The organism is Blautia sp. MSK.18.38 (assembly GCF_024460535.1).
GTDB lineage: Bacteria > Bacillota > Clostridia > Lachnospirales > Lachnospiraceae > Blautia_A > Blautia_A fusiformis.
Genome location: NZ_JANFYP010000025.1, coordinates 1 through 23,277, shown reverse-complemented (window position 1 = coordinate 23,277; position 23,277 = coordinate 1). Strand labels below are relative to the sequence as shown.

The 23,277-nt window shown below is 42.9% G+C and carries 20 protein-coding genes; 1 reads left to right on the top strand and 19 read right to left on the bottom strand.

Annotated features, from left to right (window positions below; genetic code table 11):
• Positions 1 to 4: 4 nt before the first annotated feature.
• The 10 genes from NE638_RS14225 to NE638_RS14180 all read right to left on the bottom strand — a co-directional run bounded on the left by NE638_RS14225 (position 5) and on the right by NE638_RS14180 (position 10,852).
• On the bottom strand, positions 5 to 979 hold the full coding sequence (locus tag NE638_RS14225; RefSeq protein WP_055052969.1) for a glycosyltransferase family 2 protein: 975 nt from the start codon (positions 977 to 979) through the stop codon (positions 5 to 7).
• A 30-nt stretch (positions 980 to 1,009) separates the two neighbouring features.
• Entirely contained in the window at positions 1,010 to 1,990 is a 981-nt protein-coding gene (locus NE638_RS14220; RefSeq protein WP_173706477.1) for a glycosyltransferase, read from the bottom strand.
• On the bottom strand, positions 1,990 to 3,072 hold the full coding sequence (locus NE638_RS14215; protein WP_173706476.1) for a glycosyltransferase: 1,083 nt from the start codon (positions 3,070 to 3,072) through the stop codon (positions 1,990 to 1,992). Before NE638_RS14215 ends, NE638_RS14220 begins: the two co-directional genes overlap by 1 nt.
• 2 nt (positions 3,073 to 3,074) lie before the next feature.
• The gene (gene glf, locus NE638_RS14210; RefSeq protein WP_055052972.1) at positions 3,075 to 4,196 is read right to left on the bottom strand and encodes a UDP-galactopyranose mutase; all 1,122 of its coding nucleotides are present in this window, start codon (positions 4,194 to 4,196) and stop codon (positions 3,075 to 3,077) included.
• A gap of 187 nt (positions 4,197 to 4,383) precedes the next feature.
• Positions 4,384 to 5,835: a sugar transferase gene (locus tag NE638_RS14205; RefSeq protein WP_173706475.1), complete on the bottom strand. Its 1,452-nt coding sequence runs from the start codon at positions 5,833 to 5,835 to the stop codon at positions 4,384 to 4,386.
• A 630-nt stretch (positions 5,836 to 6,465) separates the two neighbouring features.
• Complete coding sequence (locus NE638_RS14200) at positions 6,466 to 7,692, bottom strand: sugar transferase (RefSeq protein ID WP_173746461.1); 1,227 nt, start codon at positions 7,690 to 7,692, stop codon at positions 6,466 to 6,468.
• An 88-nt stretch (positions 7,693 to 7,780) separates the two neighbouring features.
• The gene (locus NE638_RS14195; RefSeq protein ID WP_022426287.1) at positions 7,781 to 8,575 is read right to left on the bottom strand and encodes an immunoglobulin-like domain-containing protein; all 795 of its coding nucleotides are present in this window, start codon (positions 8,573 to 8,575) and stop codon (positions 7,781 to 7,783) included.
• A 51-nt stretch (positions 8,576 to 8,626) separates the two neighbouring features.
• A complete protein-coding gene (locus NE638_RS14190; protein WP_110102089.1) occupies positions 8,627 to 9,361 on the bottom strand; it encodes a YveK family protein in 735 nt (244 codons plus the stop codon).
• A 12-nt stretch (positions 9,362 to 9,373) separates the two neighbouring features.
• Positions 9,374 to 10,090: a CpsB/CapC family capsule biosynthesis tyrosine phosphatase gene (locus NE638_RS14185; protein ID WP_015525687.1), complete on the bottom strand. Its 717-nt coding sequence runs from the start codon at positions 10,088 to 10,090 to the stop codon at positions 9,374 to 9,376.
• A gap of 36 nt (positions 10,091 to 10,126) precedes the next feature.
• The gene (locus tag NE638_RS14180; protein WP_015525686.1) at positions 10,127 to 10,852 is read right to left on the bottom strand and encodes a polysaccharide biosynthesis tyrosine autokinase; all 726 of its coding nucleotides are present in this window, start codon (positions 10,850 to 10,852) and stop codon (positions 10,127 to 10,129) included.
• Positions 10,853 to 11,151: 299 nt separating this feature from the next.
• On the opposite strand from NE638_RS14180, the gene NE638_RS14175 reads away from it, so the two are divergent.
• Complete coding sequence (locus NE638_RS14175; protein ID WP_022426289.1) at positions 11,152 to 12,030, top strand: homocysteine S-methyltransferase family protein; 879 nt, start codon at positions 11,152 to 11,154, stop codon at positions 12,028 to 12,030.
• 156 nt (positions 12,031 to 12,186) lie between these two features.
• On the opposite strand, the gene ptsP is transcribed toward NE638_RS14175, so the two are convergent.
• From ptsP to NE638_RS14130, 9 genes are all read right to left on the bottom strand, one after another.
• Positions 12,187 to 13,839, bottom strand: a complete 1,653-nt coding sequence (gene ptsP / locus NE638_RS14170; protein ID WP_022426290.1) for a phosphoenolpyruvate--protein phosphotransferase — start codon at positions 13,837 to 13,839, stop codon at positions 12,187 to 12,189.
• A gap of 29 nt (positions 13,840 to 13,868) precedes the next feature.
• Positions 13,869 to 14,909, bottom strand: coding sequence for a polyamine ABC transporter substrate-binding protein (locus NE638_RS14165; RefSeq protein ID WP_161209455.1), 1,041 nt, complete (start codon positions 14,907 to 14,909; stop codon positions 13,869 to 13,871).
• A gap of 33 nt (positions 14,910 to 14,942) precedes the next feature.
• A complete protein-coding gene (locus NE638_RS14160; RefSeq protein ID WP_173746459.1) occupies positions 14,943 to 16,796 on the bottom strand; it encodes an extracellular solute-binding protein in 1,854 nt (617 codons plus the stop codon).
• Between the two features lie 12 nt (positions 16,797 to 16,808).
• Complete coding sequence (locus NE638_RS14155; protein ID WP_173746457.1) at positions 16,809 to 17,627, bottom strand: ABC transporter permease; 819 nt, start codon at positions 17,625 to 17,627, stop codon at positions 16,809 to 16,811.
• A complete protein-coding gene (gene potA, locus NE638_RS14150) occupies positions 17,627 to 18,673 on the bottom strand; it encodes a spermidine/putrescine ABC transporter ATP-binding protein (protein ID WP_015525681.1) in 1,047 nt (348 codons plus the stop codon). The genes NE638_RS14155 and potA overlap by 1 nt, the downstream gene beginning before the upstream one ends.
• Complete coding sequence (locus NE638_RS14145) at positions 18,663 to 19,457, bottom strand: ABC transporter permease (protein WP_022426292.1); 795 nt, start codon at positions 19,455 to 19,457, stop codon at positions 18,663 to 18,665. The genes potA and NE638_RS14145 overlap by 11 nt, the downstream gene beginning before the upstream one ends.
• A complete protein-coding gene (locus NE638_RS14140; protein ID WP_015525679.1) occupies positions 19,454 to 20,308 on the bottom strand; it encodes an ABC transporter permease in 855 nt (284 codons plus the stop codon). Before NE638_RS14140 ends, NE638_RS14145 begins: the two co-directional genes overlap by 4 nt.
• Positions 20,301 to 21,563 carry an ABC transporter ATP-binding protein gene (locus NE638_RS14135; RefSeq protein WP_173746455.1) on the bottom strand — a complete coding sequence of 421 codons (1,263 nt, stop codon included), beginning with the start codon at positions 21,561 to 21,563 and terminating at the stop codon, positions 20,301 to 20,303. The genes NE638_RS14140 and NE638_RS14135 overlap by 8 nt, the downstream gene beginning before the upstream one ends.
• A gap of 104 nt (positions 21,564 to 21,667) precedes the next feature.
• Positions 21,668 to 22,978: a peptidase dimerization domain-containing protein gene (locus tag NE638_RS14130; RefSeq protein ID WP_161209467.1), complete on the bottom strand. Its 1,311-nt coding sequence runs from the start codon at positions 22,976 to 22,978 to the stop codon at positions 21,668 to 21,670.
• Positions 22,979 to 23,277: the final 299 nt, after the last annotated feature.

Here is a 23,277-nt window from a genome sequence, read left to right as displayed (position 1 = left end):
TTCTTTAATTTACCTTTCTATTTCCATCACAAAAATTATATACTTTAAGAAAAACTCCTTTTCCCAACATAAGAGAAACTATCTTAACCTTGTCATTTAATGGTACACGATTTGAAGTCAAAAGTTTATGTCTATTATCTTTAATAAATAATATAATTCTATTTTGATATTCCAAAAATGCCTTGTTTCCACTATTTAAAATCTGCTGCAAATTTTTCAAATATGTATGAGCTTGTAAATCTAATATCTCATCACTACTTTCTGGCCATTTTGTTAACAAATACTCTGATACGTTATCTGCTACATCTAAAACACTCAATGTTTTAATTGAACAAGCATCATGCATTATTGATCCTAAGCGTTGTATATAATAGTATAATTTGGCATCACTATAAACAACTCTTGTTGCCTTCGAAAATACATGATATGTAGTCGCATAATCCTCATAATTTTGGCCTTTAGGAAAGCGGATATTTTCCCACAAAGAAACGTCATATAATTTTCCCCAACTTGTGTGTGTAGCTTCTTTTCTAAGTAACATCATTCTAATTGCTTCTTCTGTACTTACGCATTTCTCTACATTTATGGGGAATTTATGTGGCTCTTCATTTTCAAGTAATAACTGTCCTTGAACCATACAAATTTGAGCATTTTCTTTTAGGATTAGATCATACATATATTTTAAATAATTATCATCAATGTAATCATCACTATCAATAAATGTTACATATTTCCCTGAAATACGTTCTAAGCCATAATTACGTGCATCTGATAATCCACCATTTTTTTTATGATAAGTTTTTACCCTAGTATCTTTTTCAGCATATTTATCACATAATTGAACGGTTGAATCCTTAGCACCATCATCAATAAGTAAAACCTCAAAATCGGTAAAACTCTGATTAAGAACTGAATTCATACATTTATCTAAATATTTTTCAACATTATATGCTGGAATAATTACACTGATTGTTGGCATTAAATCACCTCTTTATATCTATTTAACATATCAAATATACTTATGCTTATTCATCTTATTCAATATCTTCACTGTAAAATCGAAACCAAAATAACTTAGTAAACACGCCCCTCTTACCCTAACACTAGCAGAGGAATCTTTAATCAATTTACCTCGAATTTTTTTAATATTATTAATTATAATTTTCTTTTCTGGAATATCTTCATTTATTTGTGCCAATATATGAAATTGTGCAGCAAAATATCTACTTCGAGCTGCTGCTACAAATTCAGGATAATTTCTTTCAATATCATCCAACATCATTTGAGATGTTGCGATGCAATCCATTTTTTTCGGAGTAAACTTCTCATTTTCAATACTATTTTCTCTAATTTGGTATCTATATAATTCCTCTGATGTATATGCAACTTTGTTACACTTCAACAAAGCCTTATATGTTGTTGGAATATCTTCATGAATTAAACCTTCCGGAAACGTAACACCTTTAAGTGTATCTAAACGATACAACTTTCCCCATGCTGCAACATCAAACTCCTTTTGATATAACATACTTTTAATTGCATCTGAAAAATCATAGCACTTTTCTTTAATGCAATCTTGACTATGTAAATGCACAACACCTCTCGTTTTCGTAAAAACAGAATTCTGACACACCGCAACTTCCGCTTGATACTTGTGCAGCAATTTTAACAAGTTTTCCACAAATTTTTTTTCAAGCACATCATCGCTATCTACAAATGTAATGTAGTCACCCTTCATTACCTGCATTCCAGCATTACGTGCACTCGATAAGCCACCATTTTCTTGATGAATCACTATAATTCTATCATCATCTTTAGCCAATACATCACACATCTCTCCGCATTTATCTGGAGATCCATCATCTACAAGAATAATTTCCAAATTAGTATGTGTTTGATTTTGAATACTTGTTACACAATCAAGCAAATCATCTTCAACCTTATATATTGGCACTATAACTGACACCAATTCATGTTTTTTTTCTTCCATTAATATTTTCTTTCAATAATATCTGTATATAATCTAATATACTTTCTCTTCATTGCCTCTGTGTTATAAATTTCAAGCACATCTTGATATGCTCTCTCTGGAAGTTCTTTAGGGAACTTCTTCATAGCTGCTTTTATATGTTCAGCATACTGCTCTGCCTTATCACATACATATCCATTGATACCATCGTGAATAACACTTTTATTTCCCATTGTGTTACTAACAAGAATTAATTTCTTAATGTACATATTTTCAATAAGGCTCATTGCAATAGCTTCCCCAAGACTGCATAGTACAAATGCATCAGCACCTTTTGCCATAGCTAAAGCTTCCTTACGAGGTTTCCAACCAGTCACTTCAATATTAGGAGCAGTCAATTCGTTTTCAAGTTCACCATTACCAATCCAAATAAATCTTGCATCTGGCACCAATTCTGCAATCCTATTAAAAAGCTGTGGTTGCTTCTGAACGCACGCCCTACCAAGTGTAAATACTGTAAACTTATCATTTTTGACAGGCTTAATTCCATCAAGAGAGGCAGAAAGATCTGCAAGATTCACACCAGTTTCAACATAAGCAGTTCTCTTCGAAAATTTCTTTGCTTCTTCATCTTCACTTTCACAGCAGGTAAGTGTTAATGCTCTGTTTCCAAGAACTTTTTCGGCAAATTTATATACCTTGCTCTTCTTCCCCGGCCCCATAAGAATATGAGCATAACCGTGTGGCGTATAGACAACCGTATTATTCTTTCCCTTATATGCAAGTCGACCTAAACCACCTGCAACCGAAGAATGCAGATGAATTACATCCGGCTTTACTTTTTTTTCAATCTGACGAAGTTCTTTAATTGCTGCAATATCGCTTTTTAAATTAATTAGTCCATTAACACCAACATTTTTCATCTCAATTAAATGCACTTTCTTATTCAGAAAGTCTTTGTAGTTCTTAGGCGTCTGAGGTCTAAGTGAATACGCCAAATATACATCAAATTCATCCGCCATATCATTACAAAGTTGCGATACGTAAGTAAATACGCCTCCTCCAAAAGCCTCACAAACCATTAAAATTTTCTTCTTTGCCATATTTACTCTCCCAATTCTTTCTCACACTTATCCAACACAGCTGCAATAACTTGATCCATATCATAATATTTGTACTCACCAAGACGACCACCAAAAATTACTTTATCCTCTGCTTCTGCTAATTTCTTATATTCGCTATACAATAATCCATTCTTGGCATCGTTAACTGGATAATACGGCTCGTCGCCTGGTTTCCATTCACTACTATACTCACGACTGATGATAGTCTTAGGAAGATCATTTCCATTCTCATCTTTGCCAAACTCGAACCATTTATGTTCAATGATACGAGTCCACGGTGTCTCAGAATCTGTATAATTAACCGCAGCATTTCCCTGGAAATTTGACTTATCCAGAGTTTCCGTTTCAAAACGAACAGAACGATATTCCAATGGTCCAAGCTTATAACCAAAATAAGCGTCAATTGGTCCAGTATATACAATTTTATCAGCCATAGCATCTAGCTCCGATTTATGTTCAAGATAATCAGTATCCAAACGAACCTCAATACCATCCAGCAAATTAGCAATCATTTTTGTGTAACCACCTATAGGAATGCCTTGATATAAAGCATTAAAATAGTTATTGTCAAAGGTCAGACGTACTGGTAATCGCTTAATAATGAAAGCCGGTAAATCTTTACAATCACGTCCCCATTGTTTTTCGGTGTAACCCTTTATAAGTTTTTCATAAATATCACGTCCTACAAGAGAAATAGCTTGCTCTTCCAAATTCTGTGGATTGCCAGTGATTTCCCTACGCTGCTCTTCAATTTTTTCAGTTGCTTCTTCAGGTGTTACAACTCCCCACATCTTGTTGAATGTGTACATATTAAACGGAAGAGAATAAAGTTCACCTTTATAATTAGCAACCGGAGAATTTGTAAAACGATTAAATTCTGCAAACTGTGTAATATAATTCCATACTTTTTTATTGTTAGTATGAAAAATATGTGCACCATACTTATGGACATTGATGTCCTCGATTTTTTCGGTGTAAATGTTGCCCGCAATATTAGGACGTTTATCCACAACTAAAACAGATTTCCCATGTGCTTTGGCTTCATGAGCGAAAATTGCTCCATAAAGACCAGAACCCACTACTAAATAATCAAATTTTTTCATAATTTACTCCTTCAATTATTGATATTTCCCTTAAAAAGTATTTTTGTATCTATAATCACATCCGGCAGGATGATACTTTTCTTTTTAATACCATTGTTTAATTTGTTTTATATTTATAACTTATCTAACATTCTTTCTTGCGGTTTGATTTCTATTTGCAGAAACCAAACCGCTGATTGATATTTAATTACATAGAACCATCTTTTCTAAAAACCACCATCACTGTTTTAAATAATATTTTTATATCTAGCCCAATGTTCCAGTTTGTGATATACTCTTTATCAAGACGAACTACTTCTTCAAAATCGGTAATATCACTTCGTCCGCTTACCTGCCACATGCCAGTGATTCCCGGCTTAATTGCCAGCCTTGCACGATGGTGAAGCTCATACAGATTCGTTTCTGAAATCAAGGGTGGGCGAGTACCTATAATCGACATATCGCCACGTAATACGTTAAAGAATTGCGGAAATTCATCTAAACTTGTTCGTCTGATAAAATCACCGATTCCTGTCTTATGTGTCCCATCTGGAAGTATCTTATTTCCGATAACACGAGGATCAAAGTCCAGTTTAAACATCTTTCCATCTCCAAGTTTGTTATCTTTCATAAGCTCTGCCTTACGTTCTTCGGCATCCATATACATACTGCGGAACTTGTACATTTTAAATTTCTTTCCATTCTTTCCTACTCGTTCCTGAGCAAAGAAAATTGGTCCCGGTGATGCAATATAAATTGCCGGTCCGACAAAAATACAAATGATTCCGGTAAAAATACATCCAACTAATCCACCCGCAATATCCATCAATCGTTTTAACATTAACTGTCTGGTTGATGCATAATTAATACTTGTCGTAAGGACTGTGTAATTACCAACCTTTTCCACAAACTGTTTTTTCCCTGGCACACTTGTGATCTTTGCAAGATTAAGATGAATGGTTACTCCTGTCTCTGATAATTGCTCAATTAACTCTGACGGATACGAAAGAACTTCTGAAACAACAATCAGAACTTCATCAATCCATTCCTGACATACATACATTGCTGCAGTCTCTTCGTTGGCAACTACCGGAACTCCATGAATTTCTCTTCCAGTCCAGTCCGCATCAATTACAGCTACACCAGCCAATGAGAATCTGGCATAATTGTTTTCCTGCATACTTAACACTACTTGTTCAGCCACATCTTCTGATGTTACAATCAGTAGTTTACGTTCTCCGCCATCCTTCATCTGTTTTCGCAGAAGTTTTTTCCAAAGTTCTCTGACAAGATACGTCATTACTAAATAAATTATTATGGTCAGCATCAATGTTAATCTTGAAAAGTCCTGCCCTTCCTGAAGCAGGAATAAATATAAAACCGCTAAGGCACCTACCATAATCGCATGATTTAACGTAACTACAAAATCACGATAGTATCCTCTCTTTAACACGCTTTTCATGGTGCCATATGCAAAAATCATAACCAGATCTGCCAGTTCAAGGAAAACTGCCATATTGCGATAAATAATTGTTTCATATGGATTAAATCCATATCCGCTAATTGCATATGCCAGAACATACGCTAATTGCAAACAGATCATGTCTAAGATTATAAAATCTGTGTGTTTTAACCATCCTTCAGAATCTTTTCTATACATAGATTTTTTTCTTTCCCCTTCCATTTTTTTGTAATCTATCTGTTAATCTACAATCGTCCCCACAATTGTAGAAATTGCCTTCAAATTTGAGTGATTTAAAACTAGATAGGATTATTGCTACACCAAGAAGAGCATTAATCCGGAATATGTTAAGATTTGTTAAAATATGTAATTCCGTCCATAGCCATACCCCGAACACAAGTAAGTAGCACATGAGAATCACATTTTGAATATTTAGATATGCGATATAAGAATTTCGATATTCAGTTTTCTTTTCATTCCCATTAATATGTACTGGGGTATCCATCGTACACTTTCGTTTTGATATTCCTAGCATTTCATATCTCCCTTACTGTACCCCCCCCCCCGACAAAATCGAGGGCTACTTTCTTATCTCTTTTTTCTCATTTATTTCTTATATTTTTCTCCAACGACAGATAACCTGTGAACGTCTTTTGAGGGACATCCGCAGGCTCAGCCATTACCTCCTATTATTTATGATTCTCATTTACTTATTTATGATTGGGCCAAATAAGCATCCAGGAAACCACTTTATTATATATATTCCCGCTGGAAATACGCTTGGTTTCCTTTAATGACAAATCATAAGAATCATACTAAGGAACCTAGCTAAGCCAGCGAAAACCCTGTAAAATCAAGTTTTTTCTCGGTTGGCTCTATTATACCGCCGACTCCTTTCAGAATATTCCAGAACTGTGGAAATTCATCCAGGGATGTCTTTCGGATAAAATGTCCTACTCCTTTGATGATTCGTGGATCATCATCCATTTTGAACATCATTCCATCTTTTATGTTATTCTGTTTCATCAGTTCTTTTTTGCGTTCTTCTGCATCCATATACATGGAGCGGAATTTATAGATCTTGAACGGACGACCGTTCTTTCCCATGCGGACCTGTGAGAAAAATGCAGGACCCGGAGATTTGATCTTAATGGCCGGAACCAGAAAGATCGCTGCGATTCCTGTAAAAAGACAACCTACCAGACCGCCTGCGATATCCATAGCTCGTTTCACAAACATCTGGCGCGGTGTCACAATGTGGATACTGCTGGAAAGCACAGTGTATCCGCCAAGCTCCTCCACCACCTGGTTCTTGCCAAGGGATTTCATGGTTGCCAGTCTCATATGGATAACAACTCCCATTGCAGAACAATCCTTGATCATCTGCTCCGGGATCGGAATTTCCTTAGGCACTGCAAAAAATACTTCATCGATCCAGTTCTTATGGATATAGGAGATCATATCCTCCCTCCCGGCTACTACCGGCACTCCACAGACGGATGCTCCCTTCTTGTCACAATCCATAAAAACAATTCCTGCCAAATGATAGGTTCCGTAATTATTCTTGCGGATGATTTCCACCACATTGTCTGCATTTTCACTGACTGTAACGATCAGCAGGGATCGCTTCTCGCTTTCTTCGTATCTGTGATCCTTCAGGAATTTCTTCAATGCCTGTCTGCCGCAGTAGCTGAAGCAGATATAAAGTACATAGGTGATCAGCAGGATCATTCTGGAATAATTGTTTCCAATTCTTAAAAGAAACATATATGCCAGGACCAGAAGACAGACCAGTGTACACTGTTCAAAGGTTTTCTTCAGTTCCACCAGCATTCCTCTTCGCAGAACTCCGCTGAAGCTTTCATTAAAAAATGTGACCATCAGCTGGATAAGAAACATCACCACTGCCACATTTCGGTACAGCTCTGTCTCGTATGGCTGATCGATCCCGTTTCGGATCCAGTATGCAAGTACAAACGCAAGCTGCAGACACAGCATATCGCAAATCGTAAAATCTGCATGTTTTACCCAGCTGCTGTTTTCTTTTTGATACATATTCTTTTCTACGCCTTCCCTCGCTTACATTTTTTTGTTGCATTTATCCCCTCTCCGGTATCTCAGGCACCTGGAGAGGGGATGATATTTATTTCACGACAATGGTAAGTACGGCTCCGTTGGAGCTGTTTCCACTGTTGTCTACTACATAATATGTAAGCTCGTAAGTTCCCGGTGCAGCTGTATTTACATCACCGGTGATCTGGATTCTTTTGAAAAGATCACTGGTTGACTCTGTATCATCCTGGATATCCTTTACATAGCTTAATTTATCCAGCGTAGTTCCTACTGGTACCTCTACGTAATAGGTAGTCAGATACATCTTCGGGTCCTGCGGAGAAAGCTGCTCGATCTTGTCTTCCTGTGTCTTCTGCGCCTGTTCCTCCGGAGTCAGTTCTCCTTCTGCGGAATCTCCGCTTTCAGCATCTGTGCTGTCTGCTTCTGTCCCATCCTGCATATCTGTCTCTTCTGCAGGCTCTGTGGTATCTGTGGAATCTCCGTCCTCTGTGAGACCGTCATTATCGATCAGTCCCAGCTGCGGATTTTCGGCACTGCCGTCCTGAGCTTCCATGGTAAATTCTTTTTTTGTTACATTGTTGTTTTTGTCCTTTGCAACAAAGATAACAGAAACCTGTTTTCCGTCATTCTTCGGATATATGGTTTCTACAGTAAGAGACTCTGTAACATCTCCATCTCTGTCATCCTGTGCCTTTACATCCTTCAGAAGATCCTCTTCTGTCATATCGGATGTATAATTCGTATCTTTTCCCTCTTCAAATGTGATCTTCGGTCCTTCATTATCCTCGGAGCTCTTCATGTATACTACACCGGCTCCCATACCAAGGCAGATGACCACTAATAAAAACACAAAAAATTTCTTCATATTTTTGCTGCTCCCGGCCTTTCCCAACACTTTGATCCGTTGTTGTTATTTTTATGCGTGACGTTTCTTTTTCTTTTTGGATTTCTTGCCCATTTTGGAAGAGTATGGGATTGTACCAAGTACGCTTAATCCAAGATATTTCTCTACGTCTTCCGGTGTCTTTACAGTATCGTTTGTCAGATATACGATGATCACAACAGCTGCTGCCAGAAGGATACCCAGAAGTCCGCCGATCACACCGTTTTTCGGTACACTTGGGCTTGATGGCTCATCCGGGATGTTTGCTGTCTCTACCACATTTACTGCCTTGATATCCATAACCTGCTGGATATGCTTGGAAGCAATATCTCTTACTGCGTTTGCGATCTCTGCCGCTGTATAAGGATCGGTATCTGTAACTGTGATGGATACTACTCGTGTATCCGTTGGTGTATCTACGGAAAGCTTCTTAAGAAGCTTCTCATGTGTCATATCCAGTTTCAGCTGTGCGATCACACCCTCAGTAACTGTACGGCTCTTGATCAGCTCCGCATAGTCCTTGGTCAGTGATGTACTTGTCTGGATATCCTGATTGGTCAGTGTGCTGCTGTCCTGCTTGGACAGTACCACGATCTTGGTTGTGGATTCATACTTCGGTGTGATCAGAAGCATGGTTCCCATAACAGCTGCCAGGCAGAAAACAATACCGGATAAAACGATAACACCCAGCTTGCTCAGTAACAGGTGAAATACCTCACCAAGATCGATCTCTACTTCGTCGTTGTTGTTAACAGTCTGATTTTCCATTTCTTTTCTCCATTACCCTGTGATTTTCCGGGGATTTTTGATAAAGATCTTCTTTACATATTCGCTCCCCATTGTTTTTTCCATTTTGGCGACACATTTGCCGATCTCCGGGATACGCTCCGTCTTACGGTGTCCGTCAGAACCGACAAAATCCAGAAGCCCATGCTTCATGACTTTCCGTGCAAAGGTTTTTGCCCCGAATCCGTCCTGACCGCTGATGGTATCTGCGTTGACCTGGATATGTGCTCCCATATCCTTCAGCTCTGTCAAAAATCCAATATCGTTCCGGGTAGCCTTATAACGTTCCACATGAGCGATGATCGGGATAAAACCATTCATCAGAAGACTTCTGACCCGTTCTTCAATATAATTTTTCTCATCTCCGTTGCTGAATTCCACAAGCACATATCTGGAACCTGCAAGGGTAAGCCGCCGTCCCTTCTTAAGGCATTCCACCATATCCATACTGGAATGGAGTTCACAGCCCAGATAAAGTCTCATGCCTTCATCACCAATATTCATGGCTGCTCTACGCAGCTGCATGAACTGTCTTGTCACAATGTTCATATGCGGCTCAAACATATCGTACCGGAAATGTGGTGTCAGGATCACATGACGTACGCCCTCCTGATACTCCTTGTTGAGCATCCAGAGTGATTCTTCCATGTTTCTTGCACCGTCATCCACCCCGGGGAGGATATGACAATGAATATCATAAAGTCCCTTCATTAAAATAACCCACTCATTTCTGTTGTCAATGTTTTTTTATTTACTGCTGCTCTCACCATAATCTCCGTAGGAACCATACTTACCGTACTTGCCGTATTTACCATACTTGCCATAGTGACCGTAATTGCCGGCCTTGCTGTAGTCCACCTTGTTCAGGATGGTTCCCAGGATCGGGCAGTTGCTCTTGGCAAGCTGATCTCTTACTTCCTGTACAAAACGGTAGCTGATGGTACCGGATTCAACGACGATTACAGATCCGTCGCAGGAATCTGCTATGATAGCACTGTCGATGATCAATCCAAGCGGCGGTGTATCTACAATAACGTAATCATAAACATCTCTTACCACGCGGATCATATCCTTGAAGAGTCTGTTTCCGAGAAGCTCTGCCGGGTTCGGAGGTACGATACCGGAGAAGATAATATGGAACTTCGGAAGTGTAGTGGCACAGATCACGTCAGAAAGCTTGGCCTGCTTGGAAAGATAATGAGCAAGTCCCATTACCTCCTGGTCTACTGTCACACGTCCCATCAAAACGGATTTACGCAGATCGGCATCGATCAGAAGCACTGATTTGCCGCTCTCAGCAAGAGAGGCAGCAAGATTAAATGCCACACTGCTCTTTCCCTCATTAGGAGTACAGCTGGTAAGTGCGATCACTTTCTTATCTGCTCCGCAGAACTGGATATTTGTTCGCAGAGCTTTATAAGCCTCATCCATCTGGTGATCAGACTTCCAGTTGCTCAGTTTAACTTTAATCATAATTCCTTTTCACCTTTACCTTTATGTTCTATCTGATGACAGTCTTGCCCTTTGGGCATGTCTATAGGTTATTATACAATCCTATTTTCTAATACGCAAGTTCTTTATTCGACAGAAAAGTCGTTAAATATGTACAATTTGCCTAATTTTTATTATTTTTTATTTCCCGTCCCAGAAACAGGATAGATTATTTTTATTCCCTGTGTTAAAATAAACCCACGGCAATGAGTGCAGCGGTTACAGGAGGAGCCCTATTTTTTGCCAACCGTGATTGGCTGCCATAAGGAGGATATAAACATATGACAAAACAGGAATTTCAGAAACTGACCGAAGATCATGTCCTGCTGCTGGATGGTGCTACCGGCTCCAACCTGATGAAGGCCGGCATGCCGCGTGGTGTCTGCACAGAGAGCTGGGTGCTTGAGCACAAGGATGTGATCCAGTCTCTGCAGAAGGCATACATCGAGGCGGGAAGCCATATCATCTATGCGCCTACCTTCGGAGGAAACCGCATTAACCTCACTATGCACGGACTTGAGGATCAGATTGAACAGATCAATCATACCCTGGCCGGCTATTCAAAGGAGATCGCACCGGAGGGTGTTTTCGTAGCAGGTGATATCACCACCACAGGCAAGATGATGGCACCGGCCGGTGACATGACTTACGAAAAAGCCTTCGAAGTCTATCAGGAACAGATCGGCTATCTCCGTGATGCAGGTGTGGACCTGATCGTAGCGGAAACCATGATCAATATCGAGGAGACACTGGCTGCTGTAGACGCCTGCCAGAGTGTCTGCGAGCTTCCTATCATCTGTACCGTGACTGTAGAAGCAGACGGAAGTATCTTCAGCGGCGGAAATGCCATAGAGGCTGCCATGTCCCTGGAAGCTGCAGGTGCAGACGCTGTCGGCATCAACTGCTCGGTTGGCCCGGATCAGCTGGTATCGGTTATCCGCAATATCAAGGAGAACGTTTCCATTCCGGTCATTGCCAAACCCAATGCGGGAATGCCCCAGATCGATGATCTTGGAAATGCAGTTTACAGCATGACCCCTGCGGATTTTGCAGGTTATATGAAGGTGCTGGTGGACAACGGTGCTTCCGTGATCGGCGGATGCTGTGGTACCACACCGGAGTTTATTTCGGAAACCGCCCAGGTGCTTGGACTTCGATAACTTTAACCGGAACAGATATGCTTCCACGCACTGCTTCAATTTAGAACAGCAATAAGCCGTGAGTGAAAGATTCCGTCAAAAAATTCCTGAGGATCCTATGTGAGATATCAACAGATATCAACATAGAAATTCTCAGGATTTTTATTTTTCCGGATATTATTTCTCTTTTACTGCTTCTTCCGGCCGGTTTGCCTCATCCGCATAGGAGCTGCGGATCGCTTTTCGCACTGGAAGTACACAGGCAGGAACAACGGAAAGGCCGTCCACTCCCATCTGGATAAAAGCTTCTGTAAGATTGGAATCTGCTGCCAGCTCTCCGCATATGTAAACTTCACATCCTGACTTATGTCCTGCCTCTGTTACCATGCGGATCATCTTTACAAGCGCTGGATGATGATCGTTGTATTTATCCTTCAAAAGAAGATTCTGCCGGTCCATAGCCAGGGTATACTGGGTCAGGTCATTGGTTCCTAGGCTCAGAAAATCCACACGTTTTCCAAGTTCTTCACTGATCATGACCGCTGCCGGTGTTTCGATCATAATTCCGGTACGGATGTTTTTGTAAGGAATGTTCTTCTCATCCAGGCCCTTTTTTACCTCACGGATCAGCTTCTCGATCTCATCCAGTTCATCCTCGGACGTGATCATCGGATACATCAGGTTGATATTTCCATAGGCACTTGCACGGTAAATAGCCCGAAGCTGCGCTTTAAACATTTTTTTGCGATCCAGGCAGAGGCGGATGCCGCGGTTTCCCATCATAGGATTGACCTCATCAGGAATTGCCATATATTCTGCCTGACGGTCTGCCCCCAGGTCCACGGTACGGATCACTGCCGGACGTTCATCCATATCCTCAGCTACTTTTTTATAGGCACGGAACAGCTCATTCTCTCTTGGATAATTCTCTCTTCCGAGATACTGGAATTCACTTCGAAGAAGGCCGATACCTGCTGCTCCGTAATAAAGAACCGTATTCAGATCATCCAGATTTCCGATGTTTGCCAGAAGCTTGATCTCCTTGCCATCGGCTGTAATATCCTTTTGGTTCCGAAGTCTCAAAAGTTCTTCCCGCTCTTCCTTATCTGCTGCATGACGGATCTCATATTCCTTAAGAAGCTCCGGCTCCGGATCGATATACAGTGTTCCTGTATACCCATCTACAATAGCCATATGACCATCCCATTCTTTCTGTATCTCCACCTCGACCAGGGTGGGGACTTCCATGGATTTTGCCATGATCGATACATGGGAAATAACAGACCCCTGATGCATGACTACCGCCAGAAGACTGGCTTTGTTCATCTCCAGAAGTTCATTGGGGGAAAGCTGCTCTGCTGCAAGGATCACCGGCTCATCTCCCAGATTGATCCGTGCATGGGAGCCACCCATGGCGCCGATCAGCAGCTCAGAAATCTCCCTGATATTTTCGATCTGTTCTTTGACAGCCTCGTCCTCCAGCTTGCGGAACACATTGGCAAGCTCATCCCTGGTTGTCTGGACTGCGTAAGCTGCACTGACCTTTTCTGTCGTGATCATGCTTTCCACGGCCCGCTGAAAGCTGCCGCCACTTAAGAGCTTCAGCTGACGTTTCAAGGTCAGCTCCTGCTCTTTAGGGAGGGGTGCTCCGTTTTTATACATATGCTGGATCTGGTTCTTTACCGCTGTTCTTGCATTATCCAGACGATCCAGCTCCTTTTTTACATTGTCTACCATGGACTGACGGATCTGATATTCGCCTCTGTGGTAATACAGTATTTTTCCAATGGCTATTCCGGAAAAAGCGGATGTACCTTTGTATATCTCCACCTGAAAAACCCCCTTACTGGTTCGTCTGCTTAATCGCAGGCAGCTTTAAACTCTGTCCAGATCTTATTGTATTCCTGCTCTGCTTCCTGGCTTACATTCTGTACGATCTCACCCTTTGTCACGCTGTCCGGAACAACCAGGCTCTCGTCTACCAGATCATCTGCTGCCTTGTTTGTATTGTAGTATCCGATATAGTTGATGCACTGTGCAGATACTTCCGGCTCCAGGATATAATTGATAAATTCATTGGCAGCCTTCGCATTCGGTGCTTCACTTGGCACAAACATTCCCATAATACCAAATCCAAGACCTTCCTTAGGATAAACCACCTTAAGATCCGGATTATCCTTCAGTGCCTGTGTTACCTGTGATGTATAAAGAAATGCCACACTTGCCTCTCCGTTGAGAAGGGCATTCTGTGTATTGTCATCCTGGATCATACGAATGTTCGGTGCCAGCTCTTTCAGCTTCTCACCGGTCTTGTCGATCACGGCTACATCTTCTTCGTTCATGCTCTCTCCCATGGAAAGCTGTGTGATGCCACAGATCACGCGGTAATTACCTACGATGGCAATGCTGTCCTCCAGAGACTTATCCCAGAGATCCTTGTATCCTTTAATGTCGATATCTACCTGCTCCGGATCATAAACGATCAGTGGGATTCCTGCTCCGTAAGGTACTGTATATTCGTCATCCGGATCATAAAACTGTCCCTGATAAAGGGGGTTGATGTTCTTAAAATTGGAAACGGTATCCTTGTCGATCTTCTGGACAAGTCCCTCTTTTACCGCGCTGTCGATAATGTAATCATCTGCAATTACCACATCGTAATCGCCGCCCTTTGCCTGGGAAAGCTTCTCAAGCATGGTCTCATCGGTATCAAAGTTGGAATATACCACCTTGGTCCCTGTTTCTTTTTCAAAATCATCCAGCACTTCCTGCGGAAACATTCCGTCCCATGTATAAAGTACCAGTTCATCCTTATCCTTTGCACTGACACTGACACCTGTTATCATAGATGTTCCAAGTACCGCACATAACATGATCGCTGCTGCTTTTTTTGATTTCATAGAACCTCCTTCATGTCTCTCTCTGACGTCTTGTTATTTTGCTTTTACCTTTGTCCAAAGCTCTGCGAATTTCTTCTTAATCTTTGGCTTCTGGTATCCGAAGATCTCATTCTTTGGATTGTCGATCTGCGGAATATAGGAAGAAATTCCCTCATAAGTTCCGTTCTTCATCTCCTCGAATGCACTCTTTACAGTAGAAGTATATCCTACTTCTTCGGTATTGGAAAGAGCATTTTCATCATCCAGCATAAAATTGATGAACTCATGAGCCAGATCTACTTCATTACAGTCCTTGGTGATGACCATGGCATCATACCAGGTATTGGTTCCCTGCTGCGGAGTATAATAGCCAAGCTCCGGATTTTCGCTGATAATATAGGAAGCATCTCCGGAATAAACAACCGCCATTGCCTTGTTTCCTGAGATCATGTTGTCGATCACATCATCACCTGCATAGATCGGATCCATGGTATCTCTCTGCCGGATCAGCCACTCATAAGCCTGCTGGATCTCATCAAGATTTTTTGTGTTCATGGAATACCCCAGCGCCTTCAGGGCGATCATAAAGGAATCCCTTTCGGAATCATACATATAAAGATCTCCCTTATATTTTTCATCGCAGAGAATATTCCAGCCCTCTTTGTCAAGATCCTCCTGAGAGACTACATTCTTATTATAAAGGATTCCTACAGTTCCCCAGAAATACGGACAGGAATAACGATTTCCCGGATCATAGTCCTTATTCTGTACCTCGGGAAGAAGATTTTTGCTGTTTGGGATTTTTTTCCAGTCAAGGGCCTGAAGATATTCCTCCTTGATCAGTCTTTCGATCATATAATCTGACGGAACCAGAACATCGTAGGTTTCACCACTGGCCAGCTTGGTGTACATCATCTCATTGGACTCGAAGGTTTCATATACAACAGTACAGTTATACTGCTTCTCAAATTTGTCCAGAAGACTCAGGTCCATATATTCTCCGGCATTATATACACGAAGCACGTGGTTTCCCTGGCTTACAATCGTCCACTTTCCCAATACCAGAACAACCGCAGCAGCTGTGACAACCGCAACGATCCTTCTTTTTTTCGGATCCATTTTTTTCACGGTGGAGGCCTGAAGCTTCGGCATGATCAGATTTGCAAAAAGAAGCACCAGTACAATGACCACGATCACAATAGTAGAAAGGGCGTTGATGGTGGGATTGATGCGCTTTGTCATATTATATACAACAATGGATATATTTTTTACTCCGTTTCCGGAAACAAAGTAGGAAATTACGAAATCGTCAAAGGACATGGTAAAGGCCAGGAGCGCTCCCGCAAAAATCCCTTCTTTGATCATGGGCACGATAACCTTGGTAAGTGCCTGATATGGCGTTGCACCAAGATCCATGGCTGCATTGGCAAGGTTCGGATCCAGGCTTCGTACCTTCGGATATACACTGGTGATCACATAGGGCGTACAGAATGCGATATGTGCCAGCAGCATGGTCAGATAGCCTTTCGTCATTCCCAGCGAAGAAAACAGCAGCATCAGACCAATCGCGGTTACGATCTCCGGATTCAGAATTGGAAAGTTATTGATGGTAAGGACCATCTCCTTCAGCACCTTTCTGGATTTTGAAAGTCCGATGGCTGTGATGGTTCCCAGCACTGTGGAAATAACAGTTGCCAGAATTGCCACTGTGACCGAAACATAAACTGCCTTACTGATCTCCATGTTGTTTATCAGCTCTCCGTACCAGCGCAGGGAAAATCCTGTAAATCTGGTCAGGGACTTGGATGAGTTAAAGGAAAAGATCATGGTCACAAGGATCGGCAGGTAAAAAAATGCCAGACACAGCACTACATATAATTTTGAAAATATGGTATTTTTTCTTTTCATCTCCTGCCTCCTTTAATCGTCCTGAGTATCCATCTTCTTCATCAGGCTCATAAAGATCAGAATGATCACTGCCAGGATCAGAGAGATGGCACTTCCGAAGTTCCAGTCACCTACAGAAATAAACTGTGACTCGATGAGATTACCGATCAGCATGTACTGGCCGCCGCCGAGAAGCTTCGGAATAACGAAGGTTGATATGGACAGAAGGAATACCATCATGATACCATTGACCACACCTGGCATGGAAAGCTTCCAGGTGATCCTCCAGAAGGTCTGGAAGGGATTGGCACCAAGGTCGTTGGCCGCTTCGATCAGTGACTTGTCCATTTTACTTAAGGATGTATGGATCGGAATGATCATAAAGGGCATAAAGTTACAGACAAGGCCCACGATAACGGAAAAATCTGTATACATCATGGTGATCGGTGAGATTCCCAGCATTTTCAGAAGGTTGTTCACCAGACCATTGTCAGAAAGAATGTTCATCCATGCATAGGTACGGAGAAGCATGTTGATCCACATGGGAATGGTGACCATAAGGATCAGAAAGCTCTGCACCTTTTCGGAATATTTGGAAATAATGTATGCCAGCGGATATCCGCAGACCAGGCAGATTAGTGTGGTCAGGATACCCAGGCGGAAGGATTTCAGGATAACACTTAAATATGTAGTTTCCAGAAATTTTGCAAAATTCGCCCATGTAAAATGCAGGGTCAGAACTTCATTTCCATCTGAGGTAAATGCATAAAGCACGATCAGGATCAATGGTACCACGATCAGGATCGAAGCCCAGATGATATACGGCTTGATCAGATGCTTGAACTGTTTCATTAGTATCCTCCCATTCTGCACATAACATGGATATCCTCAGGACCAAACTTCAGTCCCACTTCACGTCCCACTTCTGCATAATCGGTAGTATGCACCATGTATGTGCGAAGCTCCGTCTCGACCAGGATCTCATAATGCACGCCCTTGAACGTAATGTTCCGTACAGTTCCTCTGATCTTGGCCTGATCCGGTTCCACAATATCCAGATCCTCCGGGCGGAGAACAACCTCAATGGCTTCGTTGTCCTCAAATCCCTTGTCTACACATTCAAAACGGAAGCCATCAAACTCCACAAGGAAATCCCTGATCATCGTTCCTTCTATAATATTGGACTCTCCGATAAAGCCGGCAACAAAACGGTTCTCCGGCTCATTATAGATATCTGTCGGGCTGCCGATCTGCTGGATCTCACCGTTGTTCATGACTACTACCGTATCAGACATGGAAAGTGCCTCCTCCTGGTCATGGGTAACATAGATAAAGGTGATTCCTACCTCTCTCTGGATCTTTTTCAGCTCGATCTGCATCTGCTTACGGATCTTGGCATCCAGTGCGCCGAGTGGCTCATCCAGCAGAAGAACCTTCGGCTCATTGACAAGAGCTCTGGCAATGGCAACTCGCTGCTGCTGTCCACCAGAAAGAAGTGTAACATCTCTTTTTTCGAAGCCTTCCAGCCCTACCATTTTCAGCATTCTTTTTACCTTCTGCTCAATAACAGATTTATCTACCTTTTTCAGATTCAGGCCGAAACCGATATTGTCCATAACATTGAGATGCGGAAACAATGCATATTTCTGGAATACCGTGTTGATCTCTCTTTTATATGGAGGCAGCTTGGAGATCTCAATTCCGTTAAACAGTACCTCTCCGCCGCTTGGCTCCTCAAAGCCGGCAATGATCCTTAAGGTTGTTGTCTTTCCACAGCCGCTGGGTCCCAGAAGCGTAAGGAATTCGTTTTCGTGAATGTCCAGATTAATGCCCCGGAGCACCTGCTGGTCATCAAAGTTTTTTGTGAGATTTTTTAACTCGATCAGTTTATTGCTCATCTTTTATATTCCCCTTCCCGCGTTTTCCTGCGATCAGATATACTGCCAGTACCAGAAGGATCACTCCCAGCATTATGGTACAAAGTGCATTGATCTCCGGCGTAACGCCTGTTTTCATCTGTGTGTAAACTTTTATCGGCAGCGTGGATACACGTGGCCCGGTTACAAAAATACTGATCACCACATCGTCCATGGACATGGCAAAGGCCAGCAGAGAACCGGATATAACAGCCGGCATGATCAGCGGCAGGGTAATGTCCCAGAAGGCCCGAAAGGAACCGGCACCAAGATCTCTGGCTGCCTCTTCCAGGGACGGATCCATTCCCACAAGCCTTGCTTTTACCTCCATCAAAATATAGGGCACGCAGAAAACCGTGTGTCCGATCAGAAGTGTCAGCATTCCAAATGGCAGGTTCAGCATATAGAAAAATGCCATCAGTACCATTCCCAGAATGATTTCCGGGATCATCAGAGGCAGGATGGAAATATACTCCATCACCCCTTTTGTTTTCCAGTGGATCCTGGAAAGTCCTACAGCCCCCAGTGTTCCGATCACTGCAGATACCCCACAGCTGGACACCGCCAGGATCAAACTGTTTTTCAATGCCTGGATCAGATCCCTGTCCTGAAACAGTTCCTGATACCATTTCAGGGAAAATCCGGTAAAGCGCACCGGAAGTCTTGCTTCATTAAACGAAAATACCACTACCACACCAATGGGCAGATACATAAGGAAAAACAGGATTCCCAGGTACAGTCCTGAAAGCTTTGAGTTCTTTTTCATCCGATTCCCTCCAGTTCCTTCACATTGGTAAGCTTCCGATATAATACGATCATCAGAGTTGTCAGTATCATCAGTACCACAGCCAGTGCTGCGGCAAAGGGCCAGTTATTGCCTCTTGTCATCTGCTCCTGGATCAGACTTCCCACAAGTACGATCTTGTTTCCGCCCAGGATATCCGCAATAAAAAACAGACCCATAGACGGAATAAAGGTAAGTATCACTCCGGAAAGAAGTCCCGGCAAAGTCAGCTTAAAGGTGACGCTCCAGAAAGCCTTCCATCTGCTGGCTCCAAGGTCTCTGGCAGCTTCCACAAGGGACCAGTCCAGCTTTTCCGCACTGGAATATACGGACAGTGCCATAAACGGCAGCAATACATAGATCATACCGATCACGATCGCCGGATAGCTGTACAGGATTTTTAAGGGCTCCTGGATGATGCCAAGCTTCATCAGCAGATAATTCAGAAGGCCCTTTTTCTGGAGAATGATGATCCAGCCATAAAGACGGATCAGGGAATTCACCCAGAAAGGCAGCATCAGGAAAAGCATGGCCAGCTTCTTTTTGCCCTCGGAAAGCTTTGCCATAAAGTATCCGAAGGGGTAGCCCACCAGACAGATGATCAAAGTGCTGGTGAGCGCAAGGCGGAAGGATCCCGTAAAGGTCTGCAGGTATACAGGCTCCAGGATCTGCTTGTAATTATCCAGAGTAAATTTCCAGTTCACGCCGTAGCCGCCGTCTGCTGTGGAAAAGCTCAGTGCAACTACATACAGAAGAGGCAGTGCGACGAAGATCAGTGTAAAAAGATACAGCGGCAGGATCATCCATACGGAGCCTGCTCTGTGCTTACGCATGGGTACCTCCTGCACAGGGACCTGACTGATCCGGCAATACTTCTTCTGATCTTTCTTCCCGATCTACCAGCACTGCATCTGTAGGAAGAAAACAGCAGCGCACCTTTTCTCCTACACTGACATTTGTATCAATGCCGTAACGGCTTGCCACGATTTCCTGACCTTCCGAAGTTTTCAAAACAACACGGAGCTGGCCGCCGGCGAAGGTTTTTTCAATGACTTCGGCGGTTAAGCCATCGCAGCTGTCCTCTGTGTGTTTTTCTGCGGGCTCCTGTACACTCTTTTGTGTGTTTTCTGATGTGCAATTCGGCGTGCTTTGTTGTGCATTTTTTTTATTTTCCTCAAACCGGATATTTTCGCTTCTTACTGCGATGGTAACCTTTTCTCCTTTTTGCGGAAAAAATCCTCTGTCAGATGTAGCTACGGTGTCCATTGATACTTTTACTTTTCCGGCATCAGTTCTTACGGTGATCTGAGCGGAAGTACCGTCAATCTCCTCTTCCGCAATGCTTTCCACAATACCGGTCAGGATATTGGCATTTCCAACAAAGGTTGCCACATAGCTGGTCTTCGGATGATTATAGATCTCATCCGGCGTCCCAATCTGCTCAAAGCGACCGTGGTTCATCACAGCGATCGTATCAGACATGTTGATGGCTTCTTCCTGATCGTGAGTGATATAGATAAAGGTGATCCCCAGCTTCTTCTGCAGGCGCTTCAGCTCGTGCTGCATGGCACGCCTCAGCTGCAGATCCAGCGCACCAAGGGGTTCGTCCAGAAGAAGTACCTCCGGATTGTTCACAAGTGCTCTGGCTATGGCCACACGCTGGCGCTGACCGCCGGAAAGCTCTGACGGCTTACGCCTCTCAAAGCCCGGAAGCTGGACAAGCTCCAGCATTTCTTTGACTCTTCTGCTGATCTCCGCTTTCGATATTTTTTTCAATTTCAGCCCATATCCAATGTTATCTGCTACATTCATATGGGGAAAAAGTGCATAATTCTGGAACACTGTGTTCACATTGCGCTGATTCGGTTCCAGGGATGTCACATCCTTTCCATCCAGAAAAACCTGTCCGGAATCTGGCTGTTCCAGGCCTGCAATGATCCGCAGTGTGGTGGTTTTTCCACAGCCGGAAGACCCCAGCAGAGTGACAAATTCTCCTTTTTTTGCTGTAAGACAGATGCTTTCCAGGACGTCCTCACCTTCCTGGAAGCTCTTTTTTATGTTTTTCAGTTCTAATGAAATTTCGGACATTTAGTTCTCCTTCTGTTTGCTATGATATCCGCCCCCTGCATGGGACTTTCCTGATATAAGATTGCTTATTGTACTCTCGCAGGGGATTCTCCTGATTCGGTTAACTACTCATTTTCATGAAAATTATCTCGTATATACTGACAATAAGTTTCTTTATTAAATACAGGTTTAAATTCCCGACAGATTTTTTTTGCTTCTTTTGCCTGATCACAGAGAAGACGATACGTAGTCAGTGCCAGAAGCTTGGCTGGTTTGATATATGCCAGTTCTTCATCCATGATCTTAAAATCTGCTCCGTGAAGTTTTCCCGCAAATCCTCCGAATGTAAAATTCAGCACTGGAAACAGATGGGTCAGGTCTCCTACGTCGGTACAGGCGTTGTTAAAATCTGCCGGCTTTGAGCACCGGTACGTAGCGTCCAGAAGCTTTACAGATTCTTCCATCACTTTATCCGCACCTCTGTGCAGGATCGGCATATATCCCTGAAGCGGTTCTCTTTCGATCGTACCACCGAATGCATAGGCAGCTCCGTCATAGGCACGATCCATTTTTTCCTGTGTTGCCCGGATCGCATCCAGAGACGCTGCACGGACTTTTGTTTCGATCACCGCTTCGTCCGGAACTGCATTGATCACATCCCCGGCTTTTCGGATCACGTTGTGAAGACGCACATGGTCTTCCTCCCGGAAGGTTTCCCGCATCAGTCCCATCATCTGGATGGCACTGGAAGTAATACTTAATGCATTGACACCATCCCATGGATCAATGGCTGCATGTGCGGCTTTTCCTCTTACTGTCACTCGTTCTGCGGAAAATCCGTTGCATGCCGCATTTCCCAGGTAAAAATCTTCTTCTACCGGCATCATGTGCACATGTGTGGTCAAAATAATGTCTGAATGATCAAATTCTCCAAGCCGGATCAGCTCGCTTTTTCCGGATGCCGGGAAGCCGATTTCCTCTTTCCGAAGCCGTGCACGTTTATCTGCATCAATGTATTCTTCCGCCGGAACGGCAAAAAAAGATACGGACCCAGACAGAGAGGCTTGAACCTCCTCATTGGTCAGTGCCAATGCTGCGCCGATCATGGCTGCAATCTGTGCGTGGTGTCCGCATGCATGTGCTGTCCCATTAACGGGATCAGCCATCGGATGCGACTTACATCCGATGGCGTCAAGTTCTCCGATAATCGTAACGTTCGGTCCGTCCTGTTCCATCCACTCAGCGCGGACTCCTGTGCGTGCAAGTCCTCCATGCACACGAAGTCCCAGGCCACGCAAAAAAGCCGCAACATGTGCGGCTGTTCTCTCCTCATAAAATCCCGGCTCCGGATGGCTCTGGATATCCTTCGCAAAGGCTATGATCTCATCTCTGTGTTCATCTATAGTCTGAATGATCTTTTCTTCAATATGATTCATGTCTTATAACCTCCATTTTCCGCAGGTTAAGCTATATGATATCATAAAACAGTTGATTTGGAAATAGATATTTTTGGGAGATACTTCCATCACCAAAAACAACTAATCTGTCACATTCCAGTTTTTGTTTTAGCTGCAAAGCAGCCTGCGCTTTGGATGCTTTTTGCGGCATGATCTCCAGCCACTGCTCTCCTGTGTAGATGTCCTTCTGATAAACAACATGATATTTATTTTTATATTTATGTTGACACTCCCCACAGCTAAAGCAGGGGGATTCTTGCTTCTCCCACTACTGCATT